Raw genomic sequence first — 15,405 nt, 5'->3', positions numbered from 1 at the left:
GCGGCTCCTGCCGCGCCTAGAACGACGAGCCCGGCCGCTGCAGGAATGCCAGTTCCTCCGCCGTGCCCGGCCTGCCCAGCACCGCGTTGCGGTGCGGGAAGCGGCCAAAGCGCACGATGATCTCGCGGTGCTTGTCGGCCCACTCCACCACATCCACCTTACCGCCACTGGACTCGCGCAGCTGCGTCATCAGCCGCACCGCCTCGTCCTGGTCTTCCAGCGCTTCCGAATGCTCGAACGGCATGTAGCAGAACATGCGGTGGTAGTCCGTCGGCAGCTCGCGGTCCATGCCGGTCGCGACGATGCGCCTGGCCAGCGCCAGCGCCTGCGCATCGGTGCCGAAGCTGCGCGGATCGTTGCGGAACATGTTGCGCGGGAACTGGTCCAGCAGCACCACGCGGGCACAGGCGCCTTCGGGGGTGACCGACCAGTCGTCCGGCGCGCCCTCGCTGGCGACCTGCCAGTCAGACAGGAAGTGCGTGCGGATGCGGTCGTCGAAATCATCCGACTTGGTGAACCATGCGCGGCGCTCGGTATTCCAGGCCGCCGAACCAGGCTGGTCGAACCAGAAATCGAGCACGCGGCAGGCACCTTCGGGCAGTTGCACGGACATGGGTGGAGATTCTTTCTCAGTGAGCAGGGGAAGGAAGGCGCCTCAGCGCGCCACGTTGCGCATCCAGTCGGCGGTCTGGAAGAACGCCTGCATCAGGCGCAGCTGCAGGTCCTCGGACAGGCCGATGTCCTGCATCGCCAGTGCCATGCAGCGCATCCACTGGTCGCGCTCGCTGATACCGATCTCGAACGGCATGTGGCGCGCGCGCAGGCGCGGATGGCCGAAGCGCTCGATAAAGTGGTTGGGGCCGCCCAGCCAGCCGCACAGGAACCAGAACAGCTTGTCGCGCGAGCCGTCTAGCGACGGCGGATGGATCGCGCGCAAGCCGGCAAACTGGGTTTCCAGGTCCATCAGGTCATAGAAGCGGTCGACCAGCTCGCGCACGCGCGCCTCGCCGCCGACCAGCTCGAAAGCCGTGACCTCGGGGGCGCCGTCGGCATTGCCGGATTGTTGATTGGATTCAGTACTCATCACAAACTCGAGGCGCGGCGCCGTTCAGGCGTCACGCAAGGTCGCCAGCGCCGGCTGGCGCAGCACTTCGCGCAGGCCCAGCCAGCCGCCGGCAAAAGCGCACAGCATGCCAGAAACCACGCCGACCGGCACGATCCACCCATTGAAGCGGTAGGGGAAGTCGAAAACGAACTGCGACAGCCCCCACCCCACCGCGATCGCTCCCAGGCTGGCCAGGAATCCTGCCAGGCCGCCCACCACGAGGAATTCCGCGTATTGGGTCTGCCGCACCAGCGCCGCCGACGCCCCCAGCGCCTTGAGCAGGCCGGCGTCGCGCATGCGCTCGTCGCGCGCGCCGGACAGCGCCGCGTACAGCACCGTGACCCCGGCGGCCAGCGTGAAGATAAACAGGAACTCCACCGCCGCGATCACCTGGTCCAGGATGTCCTGGATCTGGCGCAGGATCATGTCGGTGTTGACCACCGTGATGTTCGGGAAGGCCGCGATCAGCCGGTTGCCCAGCGCCGCGCTGGCAGCGGGCAGGTGGAACGAGGTGATGTAGGTCTCGGGCATGCCCTGCATCGCCGACGGCGGCAGGATCACGAAGAAATTGACCCGCATCGAGCCCCAGTCGAGCTTGCGCAGCGAGGTCACGCGCGCCTGCACCGCCTGGCCGGCCACGTCGAAGCGCAGCGTGTCGCCGAGGTGGATCCCGAGCGTCTTGGCGATGCCCTCCTCCACCGAGGCACCCGCGTCGGTGCCGGCGCTGCCGTCGGACCACCGCCCGGCGATCACGCGGTTGCCCTCCGGCAGCACATCGGTATAGGACAGGTTGAATTCGCGCTCGACCAGGTTGCGCGCGCGGCCTTCCTCGAAGCTGCCGGCCTGGATCGCACGCTCGCCGATATGGGTCAGGCGCCCGCGCACCATCGGATAAAGCAGGTCGTTGATGCCGGCGCCGGCCAGCATCTTGCGCAGCGGTTCGCGCTGGTCGGGCTGGATATTGATGATGAAGCGGTTGGGCGCGTCGGCCGGCGTGGCGCTGCGCCACGAATCGACCAGGTCGTTGCGGGTCATGCCGAGCAGCAGCAGCGCCATCAGCCCCACTGCCAGCGCCACGGTCTGCAGCACGGTGACGCCGCGGCGGCGCTCCAGCACCGCCAGCGCAAAACGCCAGCCCATCGACGCGGCACCACGCAGGCGCCCGCGCAGCAGGCGCGACAGCAGCGTGAGCAGCCCCAGCGCCAGCAAGCCGAACACCACGCCGGCGCCGACGAAGCCGCCCGCGGTGGTCAGCCCGAGCCGCAGGTCGCGCGCCGCCACCAGCAGCAGCGCGACGAAGGCACCCAGGCCGAGCGCGTACGCGACCCACGCGGATACCGGAGGCAGCCCGATATCGCGGCGCAGCACCCGCAGCGGCGCCACGCGCGTCAGCGCCAGCAGCGGCGGCAGCGCAAACCCCGCCAGCAGCACCAGTCCCGCCAGCACACCCACCAGCGCCGGCAATGCCGAAGGCTGCGGCAGCGACACCTTGAGCAGCCCGCCCAGCGACAGCAGCAGCCCGTAGTGCGCCAGGTAGCCGATCAGCACGCCGGCCAGCGCGCCGCCCGCGCCGATCAGCAGGAATTCCAGCCCGAACGCGCGCAGGATCTGTCCGCGCGACAGCCCCAGGCACTTGTAGACCGCGCAGGCATCGGTATGGCGCTGCATGTAGCGGCGCGCCGACATGGCGATTGCCACCGCCGCGATCATCGACGACAGCACCGCCACCAGCGACAGGAAGCGCTCGGCCCGGTCGAGCGTGGCGCGCATCTGCGGCTGGCCGGATTCGAGCGACTCGATGCGGGTGTTGCGCAGCTTGCGGCGGTCGATCTCCGCCTGCGCCCATTTCTGGTAAGCGGCACCGGCGGCGTCGGGGCCGGCCACCAGCAGCCGGTAGGTCACGCGGCTGCCCCAGCCGATCAGGCCGGTGCCTTCCAGGTCCGACAACGGCATCAGCACGCGCGGCGCAAAGTTCATGAAGCCCGTGCCGCGGTCCATCTCCTGCGTGATGATGCGGTCGATGCGGAAGGTGCGGCTGCCAAGCTGAAGCGCGTCGCCCACGTTCAATCCGAGCGCGCCCAGCAGCGCTTCGTCGACCCATACCGTGCCCGGCGCGGGAATCCCTTCGGCGGGCGCGTCCGGCGTGCCCGGCGCGTTGGCCACCCTGAGCCTGCCGCGCAGCGGATAGCCGTCGGTCACCGCCTTGAGCGCGGCCAGCTGGCTGGGCGCGTCGGCACCGGCGGCGCGCGCCTTGCCGCTGGCCGTGGCCATGCTCGGGAAGGTCACCGTCTGCGCCACCGCCAGCCCCTGCTGCCCGGCACGCTGCGCGAAGGCGGCGTCGAAAGGCTGGTCCGAGACCAGCAGCACGTCAGACGCGATCATTTGCCGCGCATCGCGCTCCAGCCCCAGCCGCATGCGGTCGGCCATGAAGCCGACGCTGGACAGCGCCGCCACCGCGAGCACCAGCGCGAACAGCAGCAGGTAGAGCTCGCCGGCGAGCCAGTCGCGGCGTGCCATGCGCAACGCCTGGCGCCAGGCGGAAAACCTGCCCGCTTGCGCGGTGCCCGCCCCGGCGGCGGGACTGGCATTGGTGGTCGGGGCGTCGATGGCGGACTCGGAGGGCATCGGTTGTTTGGTGAATTCTTCGGTGAATTGTTCGGTGATGGCTTGGCGCCGGTGCGCCGCGGGTCAGTCGGAAAGCCAGGAAACAGGGATACGGTCCGGCGTGAACGGCAACGGAACGGCAAGCGCTACGGAGGTCCCGGCCGCCCCGGCCGCGCGCTGCCGCCGCGCAGCGTGGCATGCAGCCGGCGCACGCCGCGCCACAGCCTGGGCAGCAGCCAGATGGCGGCCACCAGGAACAGCACCAGCACCACCAGGAACACTACCGGCAGGAAGAACGCCAGCATCAGGCTGCCGGTCGCGGTCAGGTCCTCGGTGAATGAGGCCGCCCAGTTGGAAAACGGTTCCGGCGAAACGTTGATCAGCGCGCGCGTGCCGGCCTTGGCCGCATGCGCGGTGCCGGCCAGCGTGCCGCCGATCAGGCCGGCAGCCACCACCCACTGCGGGTCGAGCTGGCCGAACGCGGCGGCCGCCAGGATCGCGCCGGCCGGAATGCGCACGAAGGTATGGATGCCGTCCCAGACCGAGTCGAAGCCCGGCACCTTGTCGGCGATGAACTCGGCCACGGCCAGCACCGCGGCCACGCCGATCACCCACCAGGATTCCAGCGGCTGCAGCCCGGGGGGCAGTTCCAGCCAGCCCAGGCGTGCCAGAACGCCGGCGGCGAACACGGCGAGATAGAGGCGAAAACCGCTGGCCCAGGACATGCCCGCGGCCAGCGCGGCGGTTTCCAGCATGTTGCTCCTTGCAAGGCCGGGCGTGCGCGGGGCACGCCCTGGCAAGGAGTGTAATACGAGCGGAGCGGGCGGGCAGCGCGCCCGCCATCCAGCCCATCATCCGCTCCTGCCGCCCGGCCCGCCGCTCAGGTGCCCTCCTTGCCGTCCGGCCCGAACCAGGGCAGCGCTTCCTGCGGCGTCAGCACCCCGGCCGGCTCGGCCATGGCGTAGCCGGGCAGCGCCTCGATGCGTTTTGCGAACGCCGGATCGGCCAGCAAGGCCAGCAGCGCCGCCATCCAGCCGGCGGTCTGGTCGTTCTTGCGCAGCGCCAGGTAGTAAGCCTCGCGCGTCAGCGGCACGAAGGCCAGGCCGTGACTTTCGGCGTTCATGCGCAGCCCGAAGCCAACCTGGGCGCGGCCGCCATGCACCGCCTCAGCCACCTTCTCGTTGCTGAACTCGGTTTCGTCATAGCCGGCGACCTGGTCCTGGTACAGGCCCTGTGCCGCCAGCAACTGGTCGAACAGCATGCGCGTGCCCGAACTGCGCTGGCGGTTGACGAAACGCGCCTGGGTGCGCACCAGGTCGCGCAGGTCGCGGATCTCGCGCGCCAGCTCCGGCGCCACCATCAGCCCCTGCTCGCGCCACGCCAGGCGCAGCAGCCGCACCGAGGCCGGCCGCAGCCACTTGCGCAGGGTCACATGCGCCACAGATCCCGCCGTCTGCACCGGCGAGACGTAGAAGCCCGCCAGCTCCGACTGCCGCTCCTGCAGACATACCAGCCCTTCCACGCTGCCGCAGAACACCGTGTCCAGCTGCAACGGCGCGACCGCCTGGCCGAGCGCGGCAGCCAGCACTTCCACGGCCGGGTCATGGCTGCCGGTGAAATGGACGCACGATTGCGGCTGCTGGGCATCGTCGAGCTCGGCGATGAAATCCGCCATGGCCTTCTGCACCACCGGTTCGACCGACTCGCGCAGGCGCAGCTCGGCGCGCAGCAGCCGCTCGCCAAAACGCGTCAGCGATGCGCCGCGGCCCCGCTCCATGTCGAGCATGGAGCGGCCCAGCATTTCCTCCCATGTGCGCATCACCCCCCAGGCATGGCGGTAGGACAGGCCGATCTCGCGCGCGGCCCGGTGCAGCGAGCCGGTCTCGCGCACAGCCTTGAGCAACTGGAACACCTTGTCGTTGGCGCGCGGGTTGTCGTCCGGCGCAATGACCGGAAACAGGTCAAAGCGGAACGTCATATGTTCCTCGCTTCATATTTACATCTGAAATTCCGCTGGATCACAATGAACACCCCTGTTTTATTGTCTTTCGCTGCATTCTCCCCGAGTCCTGTAGGGAAAGGCAATTATGTCCATCAAAACATAACTCAATGGGTTCCCCATGCAGCCGCGCCACACCTCCAGCCCGTTCCGCCACCTGCGCCGCGCCACCGCCGCCGCCTGCGTGGTCCTGATGTCGGCCGCGCACGCCGGCGAACTGAAGCTCGCCACCACCACCAGCACCGACAACTCCGGCTTGTTGAAGTACCTGCTGCCCCGCTTCGAGCAGAAGTCCGGCGTCAGCGTCAAGGTGATCGCCGTCGGCTCCGGCAAGGCGATGAAAATGGGCGAGATGGGCGACGTCGACGTGCTGCTGGTCCACGCCCGCAAGATGGAAGACGCCTTCGTCGCCGCCGGCTACGGCGTCAACCGGCGCGACGTGATGTACAACGACTTCATCGTGGTCGGCCCGGCCAACGACCCGGCCGGCCTGAAGGGCGGCAAGGACGTGCTCGCCGGCTTCCGCAAGCTGTCGGGCAGCGGCAGCAAGTTCATCTCGCGCGGCGACAACTCCGGCACCGACGTGATGGAGAAGGAGTACTGGAAAGAAATCGGCATCGAGCCCAAGGGCAAGCTGTGGTACGTCAGTGCCGGCCTGGGCATGGGCGAGGTACTGACCATGGCCGCGCAGATGCCGGGCTACACGCTGTCAGACCGCGCCACCTACGGCGCCTACCGCGCCAAGACCGGCCTGGCCATCGCCATCGAGGGCGACCCGAAGATGTTCAACCCGTACGGGATCATCGCGGTCAATCCGGCCAGGCACCCGGGCACCAACTATGGGGATGCGATGAAGCTGATGGAGTGGGTCACGTCGAAGGAAGGGCAGGACGCGATCGCCAGTTACAAGGTGGAAGGGGAACAGCTGTTCTTCCCGAACTACAAGGCGCAGACCGCGCAGAAATAAATCGCCCGGGGGCAGGGGGATCAACCCGCCTCCGCCTCCAGCCGCGGCAATTGCGGCAGGTCCGCCGCCACCTCCGCGATCATGCGCCGGATCCACATGATGTCCGGCGCCGCGTGGCAGCGCTCGTGCCACAGCTGGTAGAAGCGCATGCGCGGGAACGACACCGGCGACGGCACCATGCGGATCGGCAGATATTGCGCATAGTGCGCCGCGAACTGGCGGCCGGTGGTGAAGACCATGTCAGTCTTCATCAGCACATACGGCACCAGCCCGAAGTACGGCAGCGTCACCTGGATATTGCGCTTGTAGCCCTGCTCCGCGAGCGCCTGGTCGATCATGCTGCGCTGCATCGACGCATATGGCGCCGGGGCCAGGTGCGGCATCTCCAGGTAGTGCTTGAGCGTCAGTCCCTTGCGCGCCAGCGGGTGCTGCGCGCCCAGCATGCACACCACCTCATCGTCGAACAGTGGCGAGATATGCAGGTGTTCCGGCGGCGACAGCCAGTTGCCGACCACGATATCCAGCTGCCCCTGTTCCAGGTCGTCGAGGAAGTCCGACGACGACGTCATCGGATGCACGAACAGCTTGGCGCCCGGCGCCAGCCGGCGCACGCGTTCGACGATATTGGGCAGGAAGAAGGCGTCGAGGTAGTCCGGCGCCCCCAGGTGGAAGGTGCGCGTAGTGGTGGCCGGGTCGAACTGCTGCGGCGGGCGGGCAATGCGGTCCATCGCCGCGAGGCTTTGCTCGGCCAGCGCCAGCAGTTCGCGGCCGCGCTCGGTCGGCACCATGCCGTTCTTGCCCCGCACCAGGATGGCGTCGCCGGTGATCTCGCGCAGGCGCTTCAGGGTGTTGCTGATGGCGGGCTGCGACTGGCCCAGGCGCACGGCGGTGCGGGTCACGCTCTGCTCGGTCAGCAGGGTGTGGAGCACCCGCAGCAAATATGTATCGAGATGGTCGCGTCCGTGCATGGCGATGGGCAGCCCTCCGGCGGGGGCCGGATAGGTGGCGTGGGGGATGGGAACGGCGCATAGTGTATGACAAGCACCCCACAATCGGTCAAATCCGCATACCGCTCAGTGCGGCCGGGCACCGACCGGCGTGCCCGCTGATGGCGCATATCACCTGGGTCGAATATTGCATGAAACGTAGCGATGCTATGTTTCCGCCATCCCCAAGAGAGAGAAGACCATGGAGACGCAAACCATCCGCTTTTTCCACCGCGGCCAGGTCAAGGAAGTATCCGACGCCCCCATTACCCGCACCGTGCTGCAGTACCTGCGTGAAGACGCCCGCTGCACCGGCACCAAGGAAGGCTGCGCCGAAGGCGACTGCGGCGCCTGCACCGTCGTCATTGGCGAACTGCAGGACGGCGGCGACGTCGAATTCAAGGCGGTCAATGCCTGCATCCAGTTCCTGCCCACGCTCGACGGCAAGGCCCTGATCACGGTCGAGGACCTGCGCCAGGCCGACGGCACCCTGCACCCGGTGCAGGAAGCCATGGTCGAGTGCCACGGCTCGCAGTGCGGCTTCTGCACCCCCGGCTTCGTGATGTCGCTGTGGGCGCTGTACCAGCAGCACACCCCCGGTGGCGAGGCGCCTTCGCGCCAGACCATCTGCGACGCGCTGACCGGCAACCTGTGCCGCTGCACCGGCTACCGCCCGATCATCGACGCCGGCGAGCGCATGATGGCCCTGCCCGCCCCGACCGACGGCAAGCTGGACCCGAAGCAGATCGCCGACACGCTGCGCAACCTGAAGCGCGGCGAGACCTTCCGCTACCGCGCGCAGGGCCAGGACTTCTTTGCCCCGCGCACCGCGGCCGAGTTCGGCGCGATCAAGGCGGCGCAGCCCGATATCCGCATCCTCGCCGGCAGCACCGACGTCGGCCTGTGGGTGACCAAGCAGTTCCGCGAGCTGGGCAACCTGCTCTACGTGGGCCAGGTGGAAGACCTGAACCGGATCGAGGAACGCGACGGCATGGTCGAGATCGGCGCTGCCGTCACGCTGGAGAAGGCCTACGCCGCGCTAAATGCCGCGCACCCGGAACTGGAAGAGATGTGGAAGCGCTTCGCTTCGCTGCCGATCCGCAATGCCGGCACGCTGGGCGGCAATATCGCCAACGGCTCGCCGATCGGCGACTCGATGCCGGCGCTGATTGCGCTAGGTACGGAAGTGGTGCTGCAGCTTGGCGAAACCCGCCGCACGCTGCCGCTGGAAGACCTGTACCTGGCCTACCAGAAGACCGCCATGCAGCAAGGCGAATTCGTCGCCGCGCTGCGCGTGCCGGTGGCGGGGCCGCAGCACTTCCGCACCTACAAGCTGTCCAAACGTTTTGACGAGGATATCTCGGCCGTGTGTGCCGCATTCGGCATCACCGTGCAGGACGGCATCGTCCGCGAGGCGCGCATCGCCTTCGGCGGCATGGCGGCCACGCCCAAGCGCGCGGCCGCCACGGAAGCGGCCCTGATCGGCCGGCCGTGGAACGAAGCCACCGCCCGCGCCGGCATGGCCGCGCTGTCGCAGGACTACACCCCGCTGACCGACATGCGCGCGACCGCGTCGTACCGCAGCCGCGGCGCCGCCAACCTGCTGTACCGCTTCTGGCTGGAAACCACCAGCGAAGCGCTGCCCGCGGCAGCCGTCAATGTCCGTGCGCCCGGCGCCGGCACCATCGCAATCGTCACGGCCTGAGAGAAAAAGGAAAATCGGCATGAACAAGCAAACCGAACCCTTCCTGCTCGACGCCGGCATTGCCGCCGAGGCAGTGCCGCAGGTCGGCATCTCGCGTCCGCATGAATCCGCCCACCTGCACGTGGCCGGCACCGCCACCTATACGGACGATATCCCCGAGCTGGCCGGCACGCTGCACGCCGCGCTCGGCATGAGCAGCCGCGCGCACGCCCGCATCAAGTCGATCTCGCTCGACAAGGTGCGCGCCGCTCCCGGCGTGGTGTCCGTGCTGACGGTGGACGACATCCCCGGCACCAACGACTGCGGCCCGATCATCCACGACGACCCGATCCTGGCGCGCGACGTGGTGCAGTTCATCGGCCAGCCGGTCTTTATCGTGGTGGCGACCTCGCACGACGCCGCCCGCCGCGCCGCCCGCCTGGGCGTGATCGAGTATGAAGACCTGCCGCCGGTGCTGTCGCCGGAAGCCGCGCACGAAGCCGGCAGCTATGTGCTGCCGCCGATGCACCTGAAGCGCGGCGAGGCGGTCAGCCATATCGCCGGCGCTGCCCACAAGGACGGTGGCAAGATCCACCTCGGCGGGCAGGAACAGTTCTACCTGGAAGGCCAGATTTCCTACGCCGCGCCGCGCGAGAACGACGGCATGCAGGTGTGGTGCTCGACCCAGCACCCGACCGAGATGCAGCACGCCGTGTGCCATATGCTGGGCTGGCAGGCGCACCAGGTGCTGGTCGAGTGCCGCCGCATGGGCGGCGGCTTCGGCGGCAAGGAATCGCAGTCGGCGCTGTTCGCCTGCTGCGCCGCGCTGGCCGCGTGGAAGCTGATGTGCCCGGTCAAGCTGCGTCCGGACCGCGACGACGACATGATGATCACCGGCAAGCGCCATGACTTCGTGTTCGACTACGAAGTGGGCCACGATGACGAAGGGCATATCGAGGGCGTCAAGGTCCAGATGGTGTCGCGCGCCGGTTTCTCGGCCGACCTGTCCGGCCCGGTGATGACCCGCGCCATCTGCCACTTCGACAATGCCTACTGGCTGCCGAACGTGCAGATCGACGGCTACTGCGGCAAGACCAATACGCAGAGCAATACCGCCTTCCGCGGCTTCGGCGGCCCGCAGGGCGCGTTTGCGATCGAGTACATCCTGGACAACGTGGCCCGCAACGTCGGCAAGGATTCGCTCGAAGTGCGCCGCGCCAACTTCTACGGCAAGACCGGGAACAACGTCACGCCGTACGGCCAGACCGTGGAAGACAACGTCATCCACGAGCTGATCGACGAACTGGTCGCGACCAGCGCATACCGCGCACGCCGCGAGGCCACGCGCACCTTCAACGCGCAGAGCCCGATCCTGAAGAAGGGCATCGCCATCACCCCGGTGAAGTTCGGCATCTCGTTCAACGTGGCCCACTTCAACCAGGCCGGCGCGCTGGTGCACGTCTACAACGACGGCTCGGTGCTGGTGAACCATGGCGGCACCGAAATGGGCCAGGGCCTGAACACCAAGGTGGCGATGGTGGTGGCGCACGAGCTGGGCATCCGCATGGAACGCGTGCGCGTGACCGCGACCGATACCAGCAAGGTGGCCAACACCTCGGCTACCGCGGCATCGACCGGCGCCGACCTGAACGGCAAGGCCGCACAGGATGCCGCCCGCCAGATCCGCGAGCGCCTGGCCGCGTTTGCCGCGCGCAAGGCCGGCGTGGAGCCGTCCGAAGTGCGCTTCAACGACGACCTCGTAAGTGCCGGCGAACTGCGTGTATCGTTCGGCGAACTGGCGCGCGAGGCCTATGTGGCGCGCGTGCAGCTGTGGTCCGACGGCTTCTACACCACGCCCAAGCTGCACTGGGACCAGAGCAAGCTGCAGGGCCGCCCGTTCTACTACTACGCCTACGGCGCCGCCTGCTCCGAGGTACTGGTCGATACGCTGACCGGCGAATGGAAGCTGCTGCGCGCCGACGCGCTGCACGACGCCGGCCGCTCGCTGAACCCGGCGCTGGACATCGGCCAGGTCGAGGGCGCGTTCATCCAGGGCATGGGCTGGCTGACCACCGAGGAACTGTGGTGGAACAAGGACGGCAAGCTGATGACGCACGCCCCGTCCACGTACAAGATCCCGACGGTCAACGACTGCCCCGAGGAATTCAACGTGCGCCTGTTCCAGAACCAGAACGTCGAGGACAGCATCCACCGCTCCAAGGCGGTGGGCGAGCCGCCGCTGCTGCTGCCGTTCTCGGTGTTCTTCGCGATCCGCGACGCGATTGCGGCGGTGGGCGACTACCGCATCAACCCGCCGCTGAAGGCGCCCGCCACCAGCGAGGCGATCCTCGACGCCGTGGAAGCGGTACGCGAAGCGGCAGCGCAAGCGGCCTGAGCGCAGGCAACGAAGCGATCGCAAGGAAGCGCGCGCCCGCGGGTGCCCCGGACTTTCCCCCCGTGCCTGCCGTGACAGGCACGGGGCCGGCGGACGAAGCAGGCGCGCGCCCACCCTGCCCCAGGCAAGACCCAGTTTTCCGATAAGGCCCCCACATGCAGGACGCACCGCTCAAACCCTTCCGCTTCGCCGACGCCGCCCGCATGGTGCGCACCGGCGTGCCGGTGGCGATGGTGACCATCGTCGAGGTCAAGGGCTCGGCCCCGCGCGAGCCCGGCATCCGCATGCTGGTCAGCCCGGACGACCTGGTCGGGACCATCGGCGGCGGCCACCTGGAATGGCGCGGCATGGATATCGCGCGCGAGATGCTGGTGCGTCACGAGCAGCGCCGCATCGAGCGCATCCCGCTGGGCCCGGCGCTGGGCCAGTGCTGCGGCGGCGTGGTGCAACTGGCGTTCGAGGTGCTGGGCGAGGCCGACCTGGCATGGCTCGATGCGGTCGAACGCAATTTCGCCGCGCACCGCGCGCTGCAGCGCCACGTGCCGGCCAGCGGCGCGGTGACCTTTGCCGACAGCCGCGCCGTCCTCCCCGCCGTCGACCTGCGGCCGGACGGCAGCTGGACCGACACGGTGGTGCCCGACGCCATGCACGTGGTGCTGTTCGGTGCCGGCCACGTCGGCCACGCGCTGGTCAAGGTGCTGGCGACGCTGCCGTGCCGCGTGCACTGGGTGGACGAGCGCGACACGCTGTTCCCCGGCGGCCTGCCCGACAACGTCGAGGCCGAGGCCAGCGACACACCCGAGGCCGTGGTGACGCAGGCGCCGGCGGGCAGCTATTTCCTGGTGATGACGCACAGCCACGCGCTCGACCAGACCCTGTGCGAAGAAATCCTGAAGCGCACCGATTTCGCCTACTTCGGCCTGATCGGTTCCAAGACCAAGCGCGCCCGCTTTGAACACCGCATGGCCGAGCATGGCATCGACCCGGCCAGGTTTGCGGAAATGACATGCCCCATGGGGGTTCCCGGGATTACCGACAAAGCTCCGGCTATGATTGCGGTTGCTATCGTCGCCCAGCTGCTCCAGGTTCGCGAACAGCGCCTAGCCGCGCTGCGTGCGGGCCTGGCGGAGGCGGTGCATCCCTGAGAACCCGTGCCGCCGGCCCTGGCTGGCGGGCATAGAGAACACGAGGCCCCCATGACCATCGATGCCGCACTGGCGGACAAAATCCGCCGTACCCCCAAGGCCGAACTGCATGTGCATATCGAAGGCACGCTCGAGCCGGAACTGATCTTCCGGCTGGCCCAGCGCAACCAGGTGGCGCTGCCCTACCCCAGCGTGGAGGCGCTGCGCGCCGCCTACGCCTTTACCGACCTGCAGTCGTTCCTCGACATCTACTACGCCGGCGCCAGCGTCCTGCTGACCGAGGAAGATTTCTTCGACATGACCATGGACTACGTCAAGCGCGCCGTCGCCGACAACGTCCGCCACGCCGAGATCTTCTTCGACCCCCAGACCCATACCGCGCGCGGGGTGCCGATCGGCGTGGTGATCGACGGCATTGCCGACGCCCTGGCCCAGGCGCGTACGGAATATGACTTCTCCAGCAGCCTGATCCTGTGCTTCCTGCGCCACCTGTCGGAGGAAGACGCCTTTGCCACGCTGGAAGCCGCGCTGCCCTACCGGGACCGCTTCGTCGGCGTGGGGCTGGATTCCTCCGAGAAAGGCAACCCACCGGAAAAGTTCGAACGCGTGTTCGCCCGAGCGAAAGAGCTGGGCCTGCACCGGGTCGCGCACGCCGGCGAGGAAGGCCCGGCGCAATACGTCTCCGATGCGCTCGACATCCTCAAGGTCGAGCGCATCGACCACGGCGTGCATGCCATCGACGATGCCGCGCTGATCCAGCGCCTGGCGCGCGAGCGCGTCGCGCTGACGGTATGCCCGCTGTCCAACGTCAAACTCAAGGTCTACCCCGACCTGAGCGACCATCCGCTCAAGCGCATGCTGGATGCGGGCGTGGCCATCACGCTCCATTCGGACGATCCGGCCTACTTTGGCGGCTACATGAACGCCAACTGGGAAGCCACCTTCGACGCGCTGCCGCTGGATGCCGCCGACGCGCACAAGCTGGCGCGCAACAGCTTTGAAGCGGCCTTCCTGCCCGAGGTGCAGAAGGCCGAGTTCCTGGCCGAAGTCGACCACTTCTGGTCGGCCACGCCCAAGTCCCCGCCCGCGACGGCCCCTGCGGCCTGACCGGCGCATGCCAATAGACCGGCCCGCCGCGTGACGTAACGTCGGCACGCGCGGGCCGGCCACAAGAGACAAACGATGACGACCACCCCCACGACCGAGTCCACCACCCGTGCCATCCGCGGCCGCGTGCTGCATTTCCTGCGCGACCCGCAGTTCCATGAGGATGCGTACCAGTATTGGGACGACGGGGTGCTGATCGTCACCGACGGCCGCATTGCCGCCGCCGGCGAGTATGCAAAGCTGGCAGACCGCATCCCGGCCGGCGCCGAGATCGTCGACCACCGTGGCAAGCTGATCGTGCCGGGCTTTATCGACACCCACGTGCACTACCCGCAGACCGACATGATCGCGTCGCCGTCGCCGGGCCTGCTGCACTGGCTCGACACCTACACCTTCCCCGAAGAGCGCCGCTTCGCCGATCCCGACTACGCCCGCGGCGTGGCCGGTTTCTTCACCGAAGAACTGCTGCGCAACGGCACCACCAGCGCGGTGGTCTGGAGCACGGTGCACAAGGCCTCGGCCGACGCGCTCTTCACCGAGAGCGAGGCGCGCAACCTGCGCCTGGTCACCGGCAAGGTGATGATGGACCGCAACTGCCCCGAATTCCTGCGCGATACGGCCGAGACTGGCGCGCAGGATTCGGCCGACCTGCTGTCGCGCTGGCATAACAAGGGCCGCCTGTCGTACGCGATCACGCCGCGCTTCGCGCCGACCTCGACCGAAGCACAGCTGGCCGCCTGCGGCGAACTGGCGCGCGCCTACCCCGACGCCTTTATCCAGACCCACGTGGCCGAGAACCGCGACGAGGTCAAATGGGTAGCCGAGCTGTTCCCGGACGCGCGCAGCTACCTGGACGTCTACGACCGCTACGGCCTGCTGCGCCCCGGCGCGATGTACGGCCACGCCATCTACCTGGACCAGGACGACCGCCGCCGGCTGGCCGACAGCGGCGCCGCGGTGGCGCACTGCCCCACCTCCAACCTGTTCCTGGGCAGCGGTTTCTATGACTTCCACCTGTCCGACGCCAACCGCCTGAACGTGACGCTGGCCACCGACGTCGGCGGCGGCACCTCGTTCTCGATGTTCCGCACCATGAACGCCGCGCACAAGGTCGCGCGCATGGGCGGCTACTACCTGACCGCGCTGCGCATGTTCTACCTGGCCACGCGCGCCGCCGCCGAGGCGCTGGGCTGGACCGGCCGCGTCGGCAGCTTCAGCGAGGGCTGCGAGGCCGACTTCGTCGTGCTCGATCCCAAGGCCACGCCGCTGATCGCCCGCCGCAGCAACCGCTCGGAGACGCTGGAAGAAGAACTGTTCGCCTTTGCCATGCTGGGCGACGACCGCGTGATCGACAGCGTCTACATCATGGGCGAGCCGGTGCGCGCCGCCGCCTGATCCGTCACATCCGGCACT

12 protein-coding genes are annotated in these 15,405 nt (G+C 68.3%); 6 read left to right on the top strand and 6 right to left on the bottom strand.

Features of this window, described 5'->3' with window-relative positions; genetic code table 11:
- Nucleotides 1-16: 16 nt before the first annotated feature.
- The 5 genes from E0W60_RS15340 to E0W60_RS15320 all read right to left on the bottom strand — a co-directional run bounded on the left by E0W60_RS15340 (nucleotide 17) and on the right by E0W60_RS15320 (nucleotide 5,687).
- Nucleotides 17-613 carry a DUF924 family protein gene (locus tag E0W60_RS15340; RefSeq protein WP_133094141.1) on the bottom strand — a complete coding sequence of 199 codons (597 nt, stop codon included), beginning with the start codon at nucleotides 611-613 and terminating at the stop codon, nucleotides 17-19.
- 42 nt (nucleotides 614-655) lie between these two features.
- Nucleotides 656-1,084: a group II truncated hemoglobin gene (locus E0W60_RS15335; protein ID WP_133094140.1), complete on the bottom strand. Its 429-nt coding sequence runs from the start codon at nucleotides 1,082-1,084 to the stop codon at nucleotides 656-658.
- Nucleotides 1,085-1,108: 24 nt separating this feature from the next.
- Nucleotides 1,109-3,730, bottom strand: a complete 2,622-nt coding sequence (locus E0W60_RS15330; RefSeq protein WP_135704871.1) for an ABC transporter permease — start codon at nucleotides 3,728-3,730, stop codon at nucleotides 1,109-1,111.
- Nucleotides 3,731-3,855: 125 nt separating this feature from the next.
- Complete coding sequence (locus tag E0W60_RS15325) at nucleotides 3,856-4,464, bottom strand: DUF4126 domain-containing protein (RefSeq protein ID WP_133094138.1); 609 nt, start codon at nucleotides 4,462-4,464, stop codon at nucleotides 3,856-3,858.
- A gap of 125 nt (nucleotides 4,465-4,589) precedes the next feature.
- Complete coding sequence (locus E0W60_RS15320; RefSeq protein ID WP_135704870.1) at nucleotides 4,590-5,687, bottom strand: substrate-binding domain-containing protein; 1,098 nt, start codon at nucleotides 5,685-5,687, stop codon at nucleotides 4,590-4,592.
- Nucleotides 5,688-5,829: 142 nt separating this feature from the next.
- On the opposite strand from E0W60_RS15320, the gene E0W60_RS15315 reads away from it, so the two are divergent.
- On the top strand, nucleotides 5,830-6,675 hold the full coding sequence (locus E0W60_RS15315; RefSeq protein ID WP_135704869.1) for a substrate-binding domain-containing protein: 846 nt from the start codon (nucleotides 5,830-5,832) through the stop codon (nucleotides 6,673-6,675).
- Nucleotides 6,676-6,695: 20 nt separating this feature from the next.
- Here E0W60_RS15315 and E0W60_RS15310 read toward each other — a convergent pair whose 3' ends face one another.
- Nucleotides 6,696-7,643 (bottom strand): LysR substrate-binding domain-containing protein, encoded by a 948-nt coding sequence (locus E0W60_RS15310; protein WP_063241445.1) that lies wholly within the window; start codon nucleotides 7,641-7,643, stop codon nucleotides 6,696-6,698.
- A 220-nt stretch (nucleotides 7,644-7,863) separates the two neighbouring features.
- Here E0W60_RS15310 and xdhA point away from each other — a divergent pair, with 220 nt between their 5' ends.
- The 5 genes from xdhA (at nucleotide 7,864) to guaD (ending at nucleotide 15,387) form a co-directional block, all read left to right on the top strand.
- On the top strand, nucleotides 7,864-9,366 hold the full coding sequence (xdhA, locus tag E0W60_RS15305; protein WP_135704868.1) for a xanthine dehydrogenase small subunit: 1,503 nt from the start codon (nucleotides 7,864-7,866) through the stop codon (nucleotides 9,364-9,366).
- 19 nt (nucleotides 9,367-9,385) lie between these two features.
- A complete protein-coding gene (gene xdhB, locus E0W60_RS15300) occupies nucleotides 9,386-11,740 on the top strand; it encodes a xanthine dehydrogenase molybdopterin binding subunit (RefSeq protein WP_135704867.1) in 2,355 nt (784 codons plus the stop codon).
- 155 nt (nucleotides 11,741-11,895) lie between these two features.
- Nucleotides 11,896-12,885: a xanthine dehydrogenase accessory protein XdhC gene (gene xdhC, locus E0W60_RS15295; RefSeq protein ID WP_135704866.1), complete on the top strand. Its 990-nt coding sequence runs from the start codon at nucleotides 11,896-11,898 to the stop codon at nucleotides 12,883-12,885.
- 51 nt (nucleotides 12,886-12,936) lie between these two features.
- Nucleotides 12,937-13,992, top strand: coding sequence for an adenosine deaminase (locus tag E0W60_RS15290; protein WP_135704865.1), 1,056 nt, complete (start codon nucleotides 12,937-12,939; stop codon nucleotides 13,990-13,992).
- Nucleotides 13,993-14,067: 75 nt separating this feature from the next.
- Nucleotides 14,068-15,387, top strand: a complete 1,320-nt coding sequence (gene guaD / locus E0W60_RS15285; protein WP_135704864.1) for a guanine deaminase — start codon at nucleotides 14,068-14,070, stop codon at nucleotides 15,385-15,387.
- Nucleotides 15,388-15,405: the final 18 nt, after the last annotated feature.

Source organism: Cupriavidus oxalaticus (assembly GCF_004768545.1).
Lineage (GTDB): Bacteria > Pseudomonadota > Gammaproteobacteria > Burkholderiales > Burkholderiaceae > Cupriavidus > Cupriavidus oxalaticus_A.
This window is presented reverse-complemented; position numbering and strand designations above follow the sequence as displayed.